19 protein-coding genes are annotated in these 15,122 nt (G+C 49.4%); 9 read left to right on the plus strand and 10 right to left on the minus strand.

Annotation, left to right across the window (positions count from 1 at the left end):
- Nucleotides 1-134 precede the first annotated feature (134 nt).
- The 3 genes from RYC17_RS08360 to RYC17_RS08370 all read left to right on the plus strand — a co-directional run bounded on the left by RYC17_RS08360 (nucleotide 135) and on the right by RYC17_RS08370 (nucleotide 2,477).
- Nucleotides 135-587 carry a hypothetical protein gene (locus tag RYC17_RS08360; RefSeq protein WP_316902716.1) on the plus strand — a complete coding sequence of 151 codons (453 nt, stop codon included), beginning with the start codon at nucleotides 135-137 and terminating at the stop codon, nucleotides 585-587.
- Between the two features lie 141 nt (nucleotides 588-728).
- Entirely contained in the window at nucleotides 729-1,490 is a 762-nt protein-coding gene (locus RYC17_RS08365; RefSeq protein ID WP_316902717.1) for a hypothetical protein, read from the plus strand.
- A gap of 111 nt (nucleotides 1,491-1,601) precedes the next feature.
- Nucleotides 1,602-2,477: a hypothetical protein gene (locus RYC17_RS08370; protein ID WP_316902718.1), complete on the plus strand. Its 876-nt coding sequence runs from the start codon at nucleotides 1,602-1,604 to the stop codon at nucleotides 2,475-2,477.
- A 282-nt stretch (nucleotides 2,478-2,759) separates the two neighbouring features.
- On the opposite strand, the gene RYC17_RS08375 is transcribed toward RYC17_RS08370, so the two are convergent.
- Nucleotides 2,760-3,545, minus strand: coding sequence for a hypothetical protein (locus tag RYC17_RS08375; RefSeq protein ID WP_316902719.1), 786 nt, complete (start codon nucleotides 3,543-3,545; stop codon nucleotides 2,760-2,762).
- Nucleotides 3,546-3,875: 330 nt separating this feature from the next.
- On the opposite strand from RYC17_RS08375, the gene RYC17_RS08380 reads away from it, so the two are divergent.
- A complete protein-coding gene (locus tag RYC17_RS08380) occupies nucleotides 3,876-4,442 on the plus strand; it encodes a recombinase family protein (protein ID WP_316902720.1) in 567 nt (188 codons plus the stop codon).
- Nucleotides 4,443-4,855: 413 nt separating this feature from the next.
- Here the strand turns inward: RYC17_RS08380 and RYC17_RS08385 are convergent, their stop codons facing one another.
- The 5 genes from RYC17_RS08385 to RYC17_RS08405 all read right to left on the minus strand — a co-directional run bounded on the left by RYC17_RS08385 (nucleotide 4,856) and on the right by RYC17_RS08405 (nucleotide 7,410).
- On the minus strand, nucleotides 4,856-5,200 hold the full coding sequence (locus tag RYC17_RS08385) for a hypothetical protein (protein ID WP_316902721.1): 345 nt from the start codon (nucleotides 5,198-5,200) through the stop codon (nucleotides 4,856-4,858).
- Between the two features lie 10 nt (nucleotides 5,201-5,210).
- Nucleotides 5,211-5,720 (minus strand): hypothetical protein, encoded by a 510-nt coding sequence (locus RYC17_RS08390; RefSeq protein ID WP_316902722.1) that lies wholly within the window; start codon nucleotides 5,718-5,720, stop codon nucleotides 5,211-5,213.
- Nucleotides 5,721-5,827: 107 nt separating this feature from the next.
- Nucleotides 5,828-6,280 carry a hypothetical protein gene (locus RYC17_RS08395; protein ID WP_316902723.1) on the minus strand — a complete coding sequence of 151 codons (453 nt, stop codon included), beginning with the start codon at nucleotides 6,278-6,280 and terminating at the stop codon, nucleotides 5,828-5,830.
- Nucleotides 6,281-6,533: 253 nt separating this feature from the next.
- On the minus strand, nucleotides 6,534-7,085 hold the full coding sequence (locus RYC17_RS08400; protein ID WP_316902724.1) for a hypothetical protein: 552 nt from the start codon (nucleotides 7,083-7,085) through the stop codon (nucleotides 6,534-6,536).
- A 70-nt stretch (nucleotides 7,086-7,155) separates the two neighbouring features.
- Complete coding sequence (locus RYC17_RS08405) at nucleotides 7,156-7,410, minus strand: type II toxin-antitoxin system PemK/MazF family toxin (protein ID WP_316902725.1); 255 nt, start codon at nucleotides 7,408-7,410, stop codon at nucleotides 7,156-7,158.
- Between RYC17_RS08405 and RYC17_RS08410 the strand changes: the two genes are divergently transcribed.
- On the plus strand, nucleotides 7,409-7,723 hold the full coding sequence (locus RYC17_RS08410) for a hypothetical protein (protein ID WP_316902727.1): 315 nt from the start codon (nucleotides 7,409-7,411) through the stop codon (nucleotides 7,721-7,723). The genes RYC17_RS08405 and RYC17_RS08410 overlap by 2 nt on opposite strands.
- 315 nt (nucleotides 7,724-8,038) lie before the next feature.
- On the plus strand, nucleotides 8,039-8,641 hold the full coding sequence (locus RYC17_RS08415; RefSeq protein WP_316902728.1) for a DUF4145 domain-containing protein: 603 nt from the start codon (nucleotides 8,039-8,041) through the stop codon (nucleotides 8,639-8,641).
- Nucleotides 8,642-8,967: 326 nt separating this feature from the next.
- Here the strand turns inward: RYC17_RS08415 and RYC17_RS08420 are convergent, their stop codons facing one another.
- Both RYC17_RS08420 and RYC17_RS08425 read right to left on the minus strand, forming a co-directional pair.
- On the minus strand, nucleotides 8,968-9,882 hold the full coding sequence (locus RYC17_RS08420) for a hypothetical protein (RefSeq protein ID WP_316902730.1): 915 nt from the start codon (nucleotides 9,880-9,882) through the stop codon (nucleotides 8,968-8,970).
- Nucleotides 9,879-10,145 carry a hypothetical protein gene (locus RYC17_RS08425; RefSeq protein WP_316902731.1) on the minus strand — a complete coding sequence of 89 codons (267 nt, stop codon included), beginning with the start codon at nucleotides 10,143-10,145 and terminating at the stop codon, nucleotides 9,879-9,881. The genes RYC17_RS08420 and RYC17_RS08425 overlap by 4 nt, the downstream gene beginning before the upstream one ends.
- Nucleotides 10,146-10,186: 41 nt before the next feature.
- On the opposite strand from RYC17_RS08425, the gene RYC17_RS08430 reads away from it, so the two are divergent.
- Both RYC17_RS08430 and RYC17_RS08435 read left to right on the plus strand, forming a co-directional pair.
- Nucleotides 10,187-10,411: a hypothetical protein gene (locus RYC17_RS08430; protein ID WP_316902732.1), complete on the plus strand. Its 225-nt coding sequence runs from the start codon at nucleotides 10,187-10,189 to the stop codon at nucleotides 10,409-10,411.
- Between the two features lie 141 nt (nucleotides 10,412-10,552).
- The gene (locus tag RYC17_RS08435) at nucleotides 10,553-11,029 is read left to right on the plus strand and encodes a DUF488 domain-containing protein (protein ID WP_316902733.1); all 477 of its coding nucleotides are present in this window, start codon (nucleotides 10,553-10,555) and stop codon (nucleotides 11,027-11,029) included.
- Here the strand turns inward: RYC17_RS08435 and RYC17_RS08440 are convergent.
- Nucleotides 10,986-11,726: a hypothetical protein gene (locus RYC17_RS08440; protein WP_316902734.1), complete on the minus strand. Its 741-nt coding sequence runs from the start codon at nucleotides 11,724-11,726 to the stop codon at nucleotides 10,986-10,988. The two genes, RYC17_RS08435 and RYC17_RS08440, sit on opposite strands and share 44 nt — an antisense overlap.
- A 252-nt stretch (nucleotides 11,727-11,978) precedes the next feature.
- Entirely contained in the window at nucleotides 11,979-12,389 is a 411-nt protein-coding gene (locus RYC17_RS08445) for a hypothetical protein (protein ID WP_316902735.1), read from the minus strand.
- A gap of 171 nt (nucleotides 12,390-12,560) precedes the next feature.
- On the opposite strand from RYC17_RS08445, the gene RYC17_RS08450 reads away from it, so the two are divergent.
- Complete coding sequence (locus RYC17_RS08450) at nucleotides 12,561-15,110, plus strand: AAA family ATPase (protein ID WP_316902736.1); 2,550 nt, start codon at nucleotides 12,561-12,563, stop codon at nucleotides 15,108-15,110.
- The last annotated feature ends 12 nt before the right edge of the window (nucleotides 15,111-15,122 follow it).

Raw genomic sequence — 15,122 nt, forward strand, 5'->3', positions numbered from 1 at the left:
GTTCCTCACAACCCATGCCAGAAATCGAAGCCTCTCTGCCTCGTCGGTGACCAATTTGGGAGGTCACTTATGTGCCTTTCTTCAGGCAATGGAGGAGGCAACCAGGATATCAAAGCTTATGGGGGAAATGTAACGTGGCAAAACATCTCACCAGCGAAGATATCAGGGCTATTGCTAACACTCTCTATGCTTGGGAGGGGGAGCTGAAATGGGAAACTGTCTGCGATAGAGTAAGTGCTTTCGTAGGCAAGCGGCCTACACGTCAATCGCTGTCTATGATCCCAGAGATAAAGATGGCGTTCCACCAGGCTAAGCGTAATGCTCCGATTGAAAAAAAGCTGCCTGCTCCTTCAGGGTTGTCAATCGCTTCAGCGCGTATCTCCAGACTTGAGTCCGAGATCGAAGCGCTGAAAACACAAAATGCAGCGTTGTTAGAAAGGTTTCTTCGCTGGCAGTATAATGCAGCCAATAAGGGAATGAATGAATCTCAGTTAGATAAGCCGTTGCCTAAAATCGACCGAGAACGGTCTGATGAGCCACTGCGTCCTAAACTTGTCAGATCTACACCAACTGGTAGAAAGAAGTAATGTCTGGAAGTTGTCTGTCATCATGATTACTGATGCAGAAATTTTCCTGTTATTTTTGTTTGGTTCAGATTTATGACTAGGCGGGTCCAGATAACTCTGGGACTTGTCCATTGATGAGCACGGTTTTTACAAGGTAGATAAGTGAGTTCTATGAGTTTACGCAGTCGTTGCTTTCACTGCCAATGTGCAATCCCAGATGGGCTGAAAGTGCGCGAGCATATTCAGCCTAAGTTTCTCGATGGCAGCAAGGCCAATGGAGCCCTTTTGGTGTGTGCTGAGTGCAGCAAACACGAAGCTGCACGCCGGTATCTTGAGTACAAAGTGTACTCCGTATCAAACAATAAGGAGCCCTACTCTAATTTTATTGAGTCAATGTATGAGCTTGAGGTTTTGCTTCAAGTCAAATTGCCAGATGTTAAGCTTGATTCCAGCGTGGCAAAAATCTCCTTTGCGTCAGCAATTACATCTATGGAGACTTATCTGTCAGATACATTTATTAATAAGGTGACAGGTGATGAGCTATTGCTCAGGCGCTGTGTTGAAACGGATCCTGAGTTTAAATCAAGAAAGTTTCAGCTTTCTGAAATATTCCTGCGGGCTAGTTCTCTGGCGGCAGAGGTGAGAAATTATCTGGTAGATGTGCTGTTTCATAATTTAGCTAAGGTTAAGATGATGTATCTTTCGGTTCTTCAGGTGGAGTTTCCCGACGACCTAAGTGACTTGTATAAAGCTGTAGAAATCAGACATGATATTGTCCATCGGGGCGGTAAGGACAAGCAGGGCGTGATTAAACCGATCCAGAAAGAGGAGGTGTTTGCGCTTATAGCACTGTTGAGGGGGTTTACTCAGGGTATTGAGGAACAACTGTACGTCAATGGTCATAGTGGAGGCGATAGGGTGTAAGTCGTATGTCTTGGTTTTTAGAGGGGGCGAGCTTCTAGGTCGATATGTATATTTCAATAAGATTTATTTGCTAAATGGATCTTTATTAGTGTTGGTTTCGGAAGGTGTCTTATGAGTTCTGGCTTCTCTTTTGATAAAATAGTTATAGTTCAGTCTTTAGGTGGTGCGGATACCTTAACAGGGGATGTCCTTCTCAGCTATCTTTCCAGTATCTGTGATGTAGAAAATATTGACTTGCCCATTCAGTTGATTAATTGTGGCAGTGGTTCTGATTTTCTTTCGCTAATCGAAAGCTTGGTTGCCGAAGCCTATGCGGGCACAATTCCCTTGCTCCATGTAGAGTGTCATGGTGATCCGAATAGCGGTTTGGATTTCAGTGACGGTAGTGACCTGAGTTGGGAGCTAATTGCTGAGGTTTTAGTAAAATTAAATATTGCTACGCGCTTTAATTTGATGGCCGTTTTTTCTGCTTGTTTTGGTTTTTATTTTGTTGAAAAAATGGGAGCTATTGAGCGCGCGCCATGCTGGTGCTTGGTTGCTCCTTCGTCGAAAGTTTACGAGTATGAGATAATGGAGGCGTTTAGGGAGTTTTACAGCAATCTTTTGGTTAGCAGAAGCGTATCCCTGGCATTTAAATCATTATTAAAATACAAGCTGAACCACGGAGGGTGGGTTTGCACTGTTGCGGAAGAATGGTTTGAACGCTTGGTTGTAGGTTACATTGAGCAGCATTGTTCAATTCGTGCTGGCGACGTGCGAATGAAAAGATATTTTCGGTATGCGAAAGCAAAGCAGCTGAGGTGGAGTAAAGGCTATATAAAGCGCATATTTTCTAAAAGGAATAGGCATTATTTTCTCAATAAGTACTTCAATAGGTATTTTTTGGTTGGGGACATTCCTGAGAATCTCGTTCGCTTCAACGATGTGCGTAATCGCATCGGCAAACGGCTTCAGGCGTTGAGGTCGACGGGGAAATATTACATATAAATTCCTCTCTAATATTCCTGCAGGGAGTAGTGGGAGTTGTTGGGGTGTATAGTTTTTCGCAAAGCTTCAGGTTTCAGCTATATTCAGGTGTGCTTTTTCGATCCGGTGGGAGTTTTATCCTTCTTCTGCAACCCGCCTACGCTCGTGTTGAAATGCTTGCTTTTACTGCCTTTGCGCAGTAATCGGCTACCACCCGGGATAGGGTGATAGCTAAATTACCTTATGCTTTTCGTAAGTGGTGAAATATTTTTTGAATGTTTGCCCATCCAGATATGTTGCTGGCTAATTAAGATTTATAAATTGATAGGCCAGGTGTTTGAAGCGTTCTAAGGCGTTTGCGAATTCGGTTCGATATATCATGTCGGCTTGCTGGCCGTGTGAGCTTTCAAATCGGCTTTCTTTAAAGCTCTCGACGTCGTAAACCCCAATCCAAGTGTATGAGCCCCATTGCCGTTTTCGGTAGACTTCCATCACATAGCGCATTGCATTGACAAGGTCGTCTTGAAGAAATGCAATTCGGTTATCTGGAGAACGAGTGGGTGCATGATGGCTCCAGCCGCCAGAGTTGAAGCCTCTGCTACCATAAGCGATGCCTAGAATGCCCTTGCTGGTAATTACGTCTGTATTTGCAAAGTTGTCATTCCACATCGCATCAAGTATTTCGCCGAGCTTGATGTTAAAGTCTGTCTTTATTTTTTGCGCTTTGTCTGGGTCGTAGTACGGGACTTGAACTGGCGTGCCTTTTCTTAAGTGTGCCATTTGTTCAGCATCATCCCTCCATTTTCTAAGCATTATGGCTGTGTAGTGAAATGCATTCTGGCCATGATCAACCTCAAAGTGGCAGTTGTTGCAAAGAGGTATGCAGTTTTCTAGATGGTCATAGCTATCAATGATGGCATAGCGAGGGCCGTTGACGCGATTTGATATTATATGAGCCCCTTCGACGATACTTGCATGGGACGTATCGCTTTGGGTTGGACCTAGTAAATATTTATTGCAAGATGGGTTTGGACATACCCCGCCGCATCTTAGAATTGCTGTGATCCTTGTCTGGTTGTCAAAAGCCATATTTAAATCCTTTATTCGCTAGTATGACTCGGTTGTGAAGTCTATCCGAGTATACACGCCCCAGATGCTAATTTTCCAGCGCGCTCTTCTGAGTGATGTCGGAGAGTTTAAATTACTGATCAAGTCTTGGAATATAGTGTGGCGCACAAAAAATGTGTGAGTAGATACTGAGATTTATTGTCTGAGGCGCTGATTTGGTGAGGGGTTGAAAATGTTGCGCATCTTCATACTTGTGCGACATATTTTTTTGTTTTGGGTGATTCTTTTGGTGTTGCATAACATTGTTGCATTGTATGGTAAGCTAGAGGCATAACTTGCGCAGTATTATTCATGAACCACTTGATAGGATATGCAAGAGTATCCACGGTGACGCAAAGTCTTGACCAGCAGTCCGCCCAACTCTCAGAGCAGGGGTGCATTAGAATTTTTGAAGAAAAAATCAGTGGGGCTAAACGGGAGCGCCCCGAGCTTTCCCGGATGCTGGATCACCTACGTGAAGGTGACGTACTTCTTGTAACTTGCCTTGATCGCCTTGCTCGCTCCACTGCCGATCTTCTCCAAATTGCAGAGCTACTACGTGAGCGAGGGGCGGGCCTGCGATCAGTTGCAGAGCCCTGGGCCGACACCACCACTCCTGCGGGGAGAATGATCCTCACCGTCTTCGCTGGCATCGCAGACTTTGAAAGGTCACTTATCGTCGAGCGAACCAGTCAGGGACGACAAGCAGCTAAAGCTCGCGGTGTTCGTTTCGAGCCGAAACCGGCGCTCACGTCATCGCAGATCGCTCATGCTCGGGAGCTTTGTGATGCAGGCAAACCAATCGCGGAAGTAGCCAAACTTTTTGGGGTTCATCGCTCGACGATATACAGATCTATCGAGGCAGAGCAGCCACTGTAACCCCCACTGGCATCTTTCGGCGAAGCCGGTTTGCGAGTTACTCCCAACGTCAGCGCTGCACTCGCGGCGGTTTTCCTAGGCGCCTGTGCGAGGTATCCGATACTGGACTTTTCCAGCATGGATAGCCGATGTTGCTTGGCTCATTGCATCCCGCTCAGCCTGCGCTGCTGTCGAGCCTGTTCCCATGAAGCGTGAATTCGTCAGTGATCCATCCGTTAGGCCAATAATGGCTTCACACTGGTAATGCCCTGGAGCAACTTTGTCGACTGGTCTGATGGTTACATTGTGCTGGTCATCAACTTTTTGTGTCGCCATGTTCTTGTCCTGCTCAATCATGGGGGAGTGAAGGCATGGTTTTCTACGTTCTCGTCCCAGTGCGAGGACTTGGCTTGGGCGGTACGTGACTTCCGTTATTATGGTAGACGGTTGAACATCGTGATTGAAGGCTCGATGATCAGAGCGTCATCTTTCGCTGAATAGAAAATTTTTAAACCAATTCCAGTCTTCGCTTTCAAGAAGCCGTCTTCGACCTCTCCGACACTTATCCCAAGTACCGCGTTGTTTTTTGCATAAAGCTCCTTGACGGTGAAGTGATTGCCATCCTGATCGATAACTAGCTTCAATCCGCCTCCGCTACGCTCATTGCTCCAGACGCCGACGTACTTACTGGAGCTACTCACGGTTGCTTCGGGATCAGAGCAACCCACGAGCGCGAGAGCTAGCGTCAAGCCAATCAAGGTTTGTTTCATGAGTGTCATGAGACTTTTCCTATGCATCAGCGATTTCGGCTCTCATGGTGATTATCCTCGGCAAGAGCCGTTTCAGAATTTCGTCGATCAATTGGGTTATCTGCTCACATTCATCCTCCGTAAAACGCAAAAATGGTGCACCGCGTATGTCTGTTAGCGCTTCAGAATAAATGCGCCATGGTTGAACTTTATGATGCTTGCTGTCCGAATGTGCGTATACCTCGTGGCGAAGGTCCATCAACCGCTTATGCAGAGCTATTGCGCCTTCATCTTCAGGCAAAGTACCTTCTGGAAGCATTTGCCATCCGTAGCTTTTGGTGAATGCTCTGGCGTAGCTAACAACGAGCGCTGTAACAAACGCGGATTGCTGCATATAGATAGAGCCCCGACGCTGCCAAGGTGCTGAGTGCCAGCCTTTTTTTAGCAGATGTTGGGCATATTGGCGCGCATGACCCAGATCCTCTGCGGCGACGTAGAGGCGTTCGTACAATCTCTGCTTCTGTTCGCCAGCGGCGTTGGTAATGTCCATTTGATGAGGCGTTCCCTGCTCGTTTCTGTACGCGAAAATCGCACCCTTAGCTACGTCCTCGGCCCGGGTTTGGCCGGGCCCTGGGGTGTGCCTAGTCGTTTTCCTATTCAATCCGGCTGAAAGATCAGGCCTAATTTCTTGGCTTCTTCCCGGGAAGCCTCGTTGCCATCCGATGGGTACGCAGGCCACCCGGATGGTTTGCAAAATCCCTGACGCCGCTCCAGGGATCGAAACTGCGCATGCCAGCCATCGTTAACCTCGAAAACCCAGCCGGATAGTCCAGTAGCTTGGAACTGATCATGTGTAACGTCGATGATGTAACCGCCAACCTCAAACCATGCGTGGCTCGCTCCTTTCAGCTTCGGGTGACGTGTACCGCATACGTACTCCCCCTCATATTGCAGCGTTTCCCAAATTATTCGCCCCAAAATGTCAGAAGCGACTCCGCACGCGCCTTTTGGAAATCCGTTAAAGGTTGAGCCTTTTGAATCAACGAGGCTGATAAGCCCAGCTCGGCACGCGACCGCTACTCCCTCAAGCTCTGTTCTGATTGCGTTCAAGATTTGTCCCTTTCTATTCGCTTGGGTGCCATTGCCCTACGCCACCAGCCTCTATCAGCATCGCTTGGACTTGTTCATAAGTAGCTAGCTCGTCCGCGTTGACCACGTAGGTGTGTGGGTCAGTAGCTGTAACCCAGTTGCTGCCCACGATCAGTGTGATCGGCCAGACTCGCCCTTCAACACAGTGCCAAACGAATTGAGCGACTGGCTCAGTGATGGGTGGTGAAATCGTCATGGCGCCTCTTTTCTCTGGTCAAGCTGGGCTAAAAAGCTGCTTTCTAAACTGACCAAGGCCCGCAGCCCAATTGCGCGAGATCGCGTAGAGCATGTGGGCTAGGTCGCGGCAACATTCTGGCGTGAAGAATGCGTTGCCCTCGCCCAACTCAGTGTTCACGTATTCAAGAATGTTTCCATGGCACAGGTTGTGACGAATTCTGACAATTTCTACATGGGTCTTCGTCTGGAGATTGGCTTCAAAGTGCTCCTCGCCTGGAAAAATGAGACATTCTACTGGTAAACCCTGGGCCCGTGCCGCTCGCAGTAAACCATTGCTTAGGGTCGAAACGTCATCGACATTTTCTACACGATTCGGTTTTTTGATTTGCGCCATCGTGTTGCGTATCGATGCCTCGATTCCCGTGATAAAGCCTGTGCAAGCTGGCAAGTACAGACCTTGCGTCATTGCTTCATAGGCTTGGGCAAACAGCCAATGATTCTCAGCACCTAGCGAGTGGGTGAGGAAATAGGTACGTTCCTCATACTCCGCCTGCTGAGCCCGCAAAAACTCTACTACCTCTTCATCCATTTCTACGCTCCACAACTTTTCCTATCGGCAAGGCCCTCACATGACGGGCCGTAGATCGGCGGCGTTTTCATTACTCAATCAACACTTGAATGCGGGCCAGTACATCGTTCATCACCATTTCGGGGACCGCCTCTACACGCTTGCCCCCATGGGCCTCAAGATCAACTGTGCGGAGTTGATAGCACAACACCACGCCTTGCGTCTCGGCACGGGAACCGCTCAGTGGCACCGCAAAACCGTCATAGCGGACAAAATCCCCGCCTTGGGTGATGAGCAAGACTGGTAGAATCGGATCAGCCGTAGACTGCTCATTGGGATGCACCATGAATGATTTAGAAGAGGAGATGCGTCGGGCGCTTTTCGGTAACGCCGATGCGCTCACGAAGCCCGATGCGCTGCCTGCCATGGATGCCGGTATCGACCTTCCAGTTCAGGCCAAGGCCAAGGCAAAAGCCCCAAGACCCGTCGCTCCAAGGCTGCGAGTCACTCTGCGTGTCGGAAATGAGTACGAAGGGCAAACATACGAGCTTTTACACGATGCCAATACGCTGAGCACGCTCCTTGCGGATCAGGAAGCAGTGAAAGCCGCACGCAAGAAATACCGTTTTGTCGAAGTCGTTTCTGTTAAAACTGCATAGCCTAGCGCCCATACCACTTACAGGTTATAGATTGCAGGGCGCGGTTTCAGCACTCGGAAACCGCTACGCGGAACAGGCCAGCGGGTGGGGGGCGGCAGCCGTTGGGGATACAACCATCATCTCTTGGTGAACAAAGATGCGGACTACTTTCCCTCTTAGCCAGGCCCGGCGTCGGCTCCGGAGGCTCATGGCTCTAGCCGCTCTCGGTCACTGCTTCGTCATCACAAAGCAAGGCCGAGAGATGTGTCAGCTGACAGGCATCAGTGCAGGGGATAGGGACGTGTACTCAGATTCGAAAGGATGTAGCCAAAACTGATGATCATTCAATGCGCGGAATGTCGACAATACGTCGAGGCGGAAGCAACTGGTGGATATTGGCGTCCCTTTGAGGGCAAGGAGCCCTCTTGCCGCTATACGCTCCTGGCGTGCACTGCCTGCAAGTCTCCCATACTGGTCCGACAGACAAATATCGGAAATATGGCAGAAGGCGATAAATGGGATACGCCATTCGTTGTCTTCCCCCAAACGGATATCAGAGTCAACCCCAATGCTCCAAAAGAGATCCGCGCCGCCTTCGAGGAAGCATGCGCATGTTATCGATCTCAAGCCTACACAGCATCCGCAATTATGTGTCGCAAGACAATTGAAGGAGTATGCGCTGAGCACGGTGTCACGGAAAGAAATCTCAGCCTTTCATTAAAGAAAATGAAGGAGGTAGGCCTGATCGACGAGCGTCTATTTGAGTGGTCCGATGCGCTGCGGGTTGTCGGCAACGAGGCCGCCCATGGAGTGGGTGTTTCCATCGGCCAGCCAGACGCGAGAGACACTATTGAATTTACCAACGCGATTCTCGACTACCTGTTCTCGTACCGGGATCGTTTTGAACAATTCAAGAAGCGGCGATCCGGCGAGGGCTAATCCTGCTCGATGGTTGTAATCGAACAAGCGCACCGGCCAGGCAGGCTTCCATCGTGGGACTCTAGCCCGCGAGTCGCAGGACAGAGAGGCGCATCGTTAACGTATTTTTTCGTCGAGGTGAAAGGTTAACGATAAAATACGTTAACGATCAGGAGACAGGTCAAAGGTGCGCTTGCAGAAGCTGCCACTTTCAGCTCATCGCTGCTGCGATCTGCGCCACCACCCCGGCTACCTAGATGGCTTGACCGGACGGGTACGCAAATGGCTCTCCAGTGGACATGCCGATGCGTGGGCAACTGGAATGCAATTTCCCAATTAAAAATCAGTTATTGGTCTTCGCCACAAGTGCAGCAATAACCGTACTCTTCACTGATGACATTGCCTTTGCATTCTGCGTCAGAGCAGTTAGCCCGATCTACCAGATGCGTATCGTTACAGACGAAGCACCACAGCGTCGTGGATTCAGGTTCATTTGGTTGTAGTACCGCATACTGGGGTATCGGACCGTCAATCTCTAGAGAATGATATTTGCAAGCCGGGCAAATATACTTTCGGGCATTCGCAGTAACGTTGAAGAAGCGTTCTCCCTCAGACTTGGATAGCAGATTAAAAACTGCCCAGAATTCACGTACTAGCATACCGTCAAGGTGATCGTTGTCGAAATAAACTTGAGCTGCTGGTGCTGCAAATAGGAACTCCCTTCTAGCCTTAACCCAGCTTTGGCTAGGATAAAGTTGCTCGTGGGTTTCGAGAATAATTAAGATTACATCTTTTGGTGAGATTTTTAGCTTCGCATTCACGGAATGCATTGCTGAGTTTCGAAGTTTTCGAACTCGCTCGAAAAGTTCCACGAACTTTAGGTCGAAGGGAGCAGGGCTCACCATGTTGTAAGCCTTAATTAGGTCCTGAGCGTCAATGGTCTTGAATTCCGAGAACTCAACCCCTTTGCCGGTTTTGTCCTTGGGCCAATCTGACGGAGCCCCAATCAGCAGGTATGGGCTGAATGCAACCAGTTTACCTTTGATGGCCAGCTCGACGCCCTGTTGAGCAATTATTAGTGAGGTCAGGATCCGCTGCCTGGCTGCTTCCCAGAACTGTACTTCGTCATCTTGTTCGACCTCAACGTACTGACCTGCGTCATCCAGAGTCGTCATAAACGAGATGACGATGTCCCAAGCAAAATCTAACTGAGCGTAGGCAGCCGAACCGAAATCATCACTGGTGGGAATTTCTGTAATCATTTTGAGGCCTGCATTTCCATGACCGAAGTGGTAGTCACTTCTGCGTGCAGAAATTCCGAAGGAAGATTTGCGGCCAACGCAGCCAGAAGGGCAAGGGCTCGCGTTTCATCCCGCAAAGTGAGCGGGCCTTTTTTTCCTTCATTTGTTTTCCCTGGTGCATCTGGGGAAAACCATCCAATACGGATTTCTCTAGGGTCAATTGAAAAGCTTTGCAGCAGCTGGCCATCAGCTTTTTTAATGATCCATTTCACGTCACTGGCCATGTGATTCCTCCTTGTTTATCTATGCACGACAGGTACACATCATGAGCGAAGTCGTCACTCAGCGAAAGCAGCAGGATGGCAGCTGGCTATTACATGGCCATAATAGCCTTCGCCAAACGCTCCAGATTTTGCTGAGCACGCTGCGAGCTGCGGTGAGCACTTTAGAGTTGAGCGTATTTTGCGGGACATTTTTCTTGGGACAACACACCTACAACCACTGGATCCTTCAGCGCTTGCGCTGCTCCTGGATGCACCGCGTTTTGTGACGGTTTAGAGCTGGTCAACCATGCATCAGCCTGCTCCAGACTGCCACCACCTATCTGGCTGTCACGGTAGAGCTGCACGGCAGTGTTATAGTAAGGGATTATTTTGGCTGATTTTTGCAGGACGCATCTGGGAAACGACATATGGCTCTCTACACAGCAGGCTACGAAGGTCTGACCTTCGATGCCTTCTTGGCACATCTCAAACACGCGCAGATCGATAAGGTACTGGACGTACGGGAATACCCAGTGTCTCGCAAGCCGGGCTTTTCCAAGAAAGCATTTACTCAGCGCTTGGCAGATGCCGGTATTGCATACGAGCACAGCCCGCCGTTGGGCTGCCCTAAGCCTATTCGTAACCGTTACAAGGTTGACGGGGATTGGGGGCAGTACGCCCAGGATTTTAGGGCGTATGTCAGAACCCTAAACGACGTTCTGCTCAGCTTGGCCGCTGATGCTAAAGGGCAGCGTATCTGCATGGTGTGCTATGAGGCAGATCCAAATTACTGCCACCGGAGCTTGATTGCAGAGGCCGTCAAGGAACTGGATGCGACCTCTGTAACCCGGCACTTGCCGCTCAAAATAGAGACATTTGCTGATCTGCTTCAGGCGGTTGCTTAGGTGGGTAGATCAGGCTGATGATGAGCCACTGATGGGGAAATCGGTGAATTGTCCCCATCAGGAGCATCAGATCCTTGGAGGGCAACTCTGTCTCCAGCTTATTCCTGAAAGGCGCCTCCCATCCATTCGCACCATGGGCTCGCCTTAGATTCCGATAAAGCTGGCTCGCCTCCCAGTCCACAATCTTATGCATGCGAACTGTGGGCGCTCCATCCACTGTACACTCATAGGAGTAGTAAAAATCGAAAGGCACCTTCTCTAGACGCTTGAGGCTCGACTTTACATCGTCTTGGTCAAACAGCCCTGGCTGGCGCTGTAGCTTTTCGAGCTTCTCTAGCTCTTCCTCTGTCCAGGTTTCAGAAGATGCCTTTTTGATATTCAGGCCCAAAATTCTTCCAGGCCGAATCAGTCCAAGTGTGACACCAGACTCAAGGCGAGCCTTATCCAGAGACTCAAAGCTGTCGTAGACCGGCAGCTTGTTCAACATCTCGCGACGTTTGCCCCAATTTTTTTCTGGAGGAACCGTCTCCAGTCCCCTGATCGTATCAACCCCTATCTTGTGGCTTTCTGGCCGATGATCACCGGGGCTTTTCTCAATCGAAGCTTCGATCCACTGCCATTTCGCAAATTTCTGCTCTTCGGTGACCAGGCGAAAAGGGACCGGATAGAGCCGTACCAGATTGCCGTCTTGGTCCATGCCTGCGACGCACGATGTCTCCGAGTGCGCAGCGCTGGGCGTTGGGTATGTTTTGCACAGAATCAGAATGCGAGCTTTCCTTCTCATGATCGTAAATCCATGTCGTCCATGATGCGAATGTATCGAGATCAGGGCCTAATGGCTACGTGGCATGATCGGCTGCCACCTGAAGGGTGTACTGATCTCTGAGTGGCTGATCTCTATCACCCTCTCCATAGCTTGAGGATCTCAGCGGTTTTGGCTTCAATCTGATCAGCCCGCACACCTCAGCACAAACGCTTCCGCGCGAACCAACAGCTCCCTCATCAGCGCATTGGTCTCGTTCACCATTGCTTCCAGCCGCAGAAGGAACGCTTCGAAACATCCGTCATTGATTGATGCCTTGCGGTTTTCTTCCAGGGAGGTGTGTACCAGCCAATTTCTTTCCTTCACCAGCGCCTCGAATCTGCCGGTGACATCATCGGGCAAGCTTCTGGCTGCGATTAGCTTTTTAACGCTTCCCCCGAACGTATCGCGCTGAGCCTTCTCTAGGAGCACGTTTCCTTTCTCTTCCCCCATGCCCTGTTCTGCTTTTTCTGTGAGCACAAAAAACTGGGCGACGGAGCCCTCCAGCAGCTGTAGATGCCGCATGGTCATCCCAATCATTTCGTTCAGAACGCTCATTCTCTCGTGTCTTGAAGTCATATCGGCCATAAATGCTCTAGGGGTTGAGGGGCTAACGGCAGATCGCCATTGCGCCGCGCAGTATCCCACCACATGGGGGAGACCGTGAGCCATAGCGCTAATGGCAATGTGCTCCTATAGTGATTTGGTAATCAAGAAAGGGAGGTCAAAATGGCACCGCACAGTGATGCTACAGGTTACCTTTTAGCTCACCGAGATTCGGTCAACGAAGCGTGGTTTCACGCCGTGTGTGAAGCCGCGATAAACTCAGAGGGGGGTAGACTGTCCTCTGATGAGCTTGAGCGTCTCTGGAGACTTTTTTGCGGATTAGAAACCTATGCACCTGCGGCAGCCACTCCGCCTGCGCTGAAGGTAAATTCACGCAACGCGGTTCAACCGTTTCATCTGGAGAGTCTGTCGGACTTCTCTGGATTCAAAAAACTGGGTAATACGCTGAGGTTGGATTTATCCAAACGTATAACCTTAGTCTTTGGTCGGAATGGTGCAGGGAAATCAAGCCTATGCCAGGCATTTAAAATTCTAGCTAACCCTGAGAAGCCAAAAGAACCCCTAAATAACGTTCGATCTTCCAGTAAGGTTCTTCCATCCTTTAGTTATAAACTACGAGGGGACTCCACACAAAACTGGACGGAGCTTGACGGCTTTGGTGGTCAGGCTCAAGCGTTGAAGTATTTCGACTCCGCAGTAGCACATAAACACATCAACAGTTCTATATCACCAGAATCTGTGGTGGAGTTGAGCGCGTTCAGATTGGAGTGCTTTGAGTATGTTCGCGAGTATTTGAAGCAGTTTCAGATATATGCTAACTCAAAAATTTCGGAGTATCGGCAGAATACTGACAGAAAGATTTCTGAAATTAAGCTGAGCGTCCATGCTGTCATAGATACCAATTCAGGTTTTTTTAAGGACTGGAGTGCAACCAATTGCGAACATATGCGTTCCTGGGTAGAAACTGTCAGCTATGGTGAAGACGAGCGTCTACAAAAGTCAGAAAAACAGGCGCGACTAGAGCAGCTTAAGGGGGCGACGAGCTCAGAGGGTCAACAAGTCCTCAGTTTGAAAAAAAGCTTGCTAGGCCAAGTCAAGCAATCATTGGAAAACTTCGTTCGGCAATGCAAAGGTTTTTCATATCCAGCCTACAGTCAAATTTTGCTCTCACTCCAGCAAAAACAGGCTGCAAGCGTTGAACTGGCAGGTGCTGTATTTTCCAAAGAATTGGATGTGGCAGGCCAGCAACGGCTGTTGTCTGCCGCTGTTGCATTGCGTCCATTTGTTCCTGCTGATAATTGTCCACTGTGCCGTCAGAAGCTAGAGCGTGAAGCTCAGGCTCTATTCTTGGCTTTCCATAAGCACTTAATTTCAACGGTTCAAGCCGACTTAGTCGCGTTAAATGCTCAGCAGCAGTCTGAGCAGGCTAAGAAAGGTTTGGTCGAAAATTTTGCAGAGATAAATTATTCCCAATATTCTGGAGTGTTGAATGTTGATTTCTTGCGTGCAGCAGCAGATCTAATAAAGTCAGTAAAGCTTTCATTGCAAGCACCATTTATTGACCAGGCTGCGCTCGCTGCGTATTCTCGTTATGCCGAACTGAGTGCTTATGTTGAAGCGGTAAATGCAGAGTATGGCAAGGCGGATTCAGCTTTGATGCTAGCGTCGAGTGGTTTGCAAGTTCTTAACGAGGAAATTAAGAAGCTGACAAACGAAATTGGCGTGCTGAATATCGACGAGGCAGCATCCTCCGTTCGGCCACAAATCGAAACGATATGTCAAGATGCGACTGCCTTCGCTCGCGTCGCCCAGGTGGTGGAGTCCTATAACTTCACATCACGCTTGGCCGCGCTGACCGCACGAAAGAAGGAAGCGCACACAGCACTCGTCTTGGGGTCGTTTCTACCGCACTTGGATGGGGAGTATCGTCGCCTCTGCGGCGCCTCACTTGAGCAAATTGGCGTTCGCCTGGCGAACCAAGGGGCCGATGCAATCGTCCTTCCGAAGATCGGCGATGAGCTGGTGAATCGCGTGCTGAGCGAAGGTGAGCTAAAGGTTCACGCGCTTGCCCTGTTTATGTGTGAGGCGAGCGTCGCACCGCACCAAGTTCTAATTCTGGATGATCCCGTCACTAGCTTCGATTACAACTATATCTCTAACTTTTGTGAGCGCCTGCGCGACTATGCGAAGGATAATGCGCAGTCCCAGCTGATCGTCCTGACACACAATTGGGATTTCTTTGCGAACCTTCAGGCTACCTTAAATGGCTCAGGCCTAAGTGGTGCCTTCTCCGTGCAGGTTCTGGAGGACTGTGCGACGGTATCCGAGTACGTAGACAAATGGGAGGAGCTGTGCATTCAAATTGATGGTTACATTACGCCACAAGTTGAAATCAGTCCTGATGAGAAGTCCAAGCTTTCTGCACTGTTGAGGCGTCTGGTGGAAAGGCTCACCAACGGCTATGTATTTAATGAGCAGCGTCATCAGTACAAAATTAGGACTTTGCAGGTCTCAAACTTTAGAGACTTTGTAAAGCTGGTGCCATTGCTTTCGACAGAAGCCGATAGGCTCAAAGATTTGTACGCCAATCTAAGCCCGCTTGAGCATGATGATGTACGAAATTACTACTCTACCAAATCGATCTATCAATTTGGCACTTGGTATGATGAGATTAAAGCGATAAAAAGTGCAGTTGAGGGGCGGCGCACCTGACGTGCTGTGGAC

This window comes from Pseudomonas syringae group sp. J248-6, assembly GCF_032586995.1.
In the GTDB taxonomy this organism is placed as follows: Bacteria; Pseudomonadota; Gammaproteobacteria; order Pseudomonadales; family Pseudomonadaceae; genus Aquipseudomonas; species Aquipseudomonas amygdali.

Excerpts from the sequence above, each read along its gene's own strand:
- RYC17_RS08415 (WP_316902728.1), top strand. The coding sequence starts at position 8,039 with ATGATCATTCAATGCGCGGAATGTCGACAATACGTCGAGGCGGAAGCA.
- RYC17_RS08375 (WP_316902719.1), bottom strand. The coding sequence starts at position 3,545 with ATGGCTTTTGACAACCAGACAAGGATCACAGCAATTCTAAGATGCGGC.
- RYC17_RS08420 (WP_316902730.1), bottom strand. The coding sequence starts at position 9,882 with ATGATTACAGAAATTCCCACCAGTGATGATTTCGGTTCGGCTGCCTAC.
- RYC17_RS08425 (WP_316902731.1), bottom strand. The coding sequence starts at position 10,145 with ATGGCCAGTGACGTGAAATGGATCATTAAAAAAGCTGATGGCCAGCTG.
- RYC17_RS08380 (WP_316902720.1), top strand. The coding sequence starts at position 3,876 with ATGAACCACTTGATAGGATATGCAAGAGTATCCACGGTGACGCAAAGT.
- RYC17_RS08450 (WP_316902736.1), top strand. The coding sequence starts at position 12,561 with ATGGCACCGCACAGTGATGCTACAGGTTACCTTTTAGCTCACCGAGAT.
- RYC17_RS08445 (WP_316902735.1), bottom strand. The coding sequence starts at position 12,389 with ATGAGCGTTCTGAACGAAATGATTGGGATGACCATGCGGCATCTACAG.
- RYC17_RS08400 (WP_316902724.1), bottom strand. The coding sequence starts at position 7,085 with ATGGATGAAGAGGTAGTAGAGTTTTTGCGGGCTCAGCAGGCGGAGTAT.
- RYC17_RS08410 (WP_316902727.1), top strand. The coding sequence starts at position 7,409 with ATGAATGATTTAGAAGAGGAGATGCGTCGGGCGCTTTTCGGTAACGCC.
- RYC17_RS08390 (WP_316902722.1), bottom strand. The coding sequence starts at position 5,720 with ATGGACATTACCAACGCCGCTGGCGAACAGAAGCAGAGATTGTACGAA.
- RYC17_RS08385 (WP_316902721.1), bottom strand. The coding sequence starts at position 5,200 with ATGACACTCATGAAACAAACCTTGATTGGCTTGACGCTAGCTCTCGCG.
- RYC17_RS08405 (WP_316902725.1), bottom strand. The coding sequence starts at position 7,410 with ATGGTGCATCCCAATGAGCAGTCTACGGCTGATCCGATTCTACCAGTC.
- RYC17_RS08430 (WP_316902732.1), top strand. The coding sequence starts at position 10,187 with ATGAGCGAAGTCGTCACTCAGCGAAAGCAGCAGGATGGCAGCTGGCTA.
- RYC17_RS08440 (WP_316902734.1), bottom strand. The coding sequence starts at position 11,726 with ATGGACCAAGACGGCAATCTGGTACGGCTCTATCCGGTCCCTTTTCGC.
- RYC17_RS08370 (WP_316902718.1), top strand. The coding sequence starts at position 1,602 with ATGAGTTCTGGCTTCTCTTTTGATAAAATAGTTATAGTTCAGTCTTTA.
- RYC17_RS08435 (WP_316902733.1), top strand. The coding sequence starts at position 10,553 with ATGGCTCTCTACACAGCAGGCTACGAAGGTCTGACCTTCGATGCCTTC.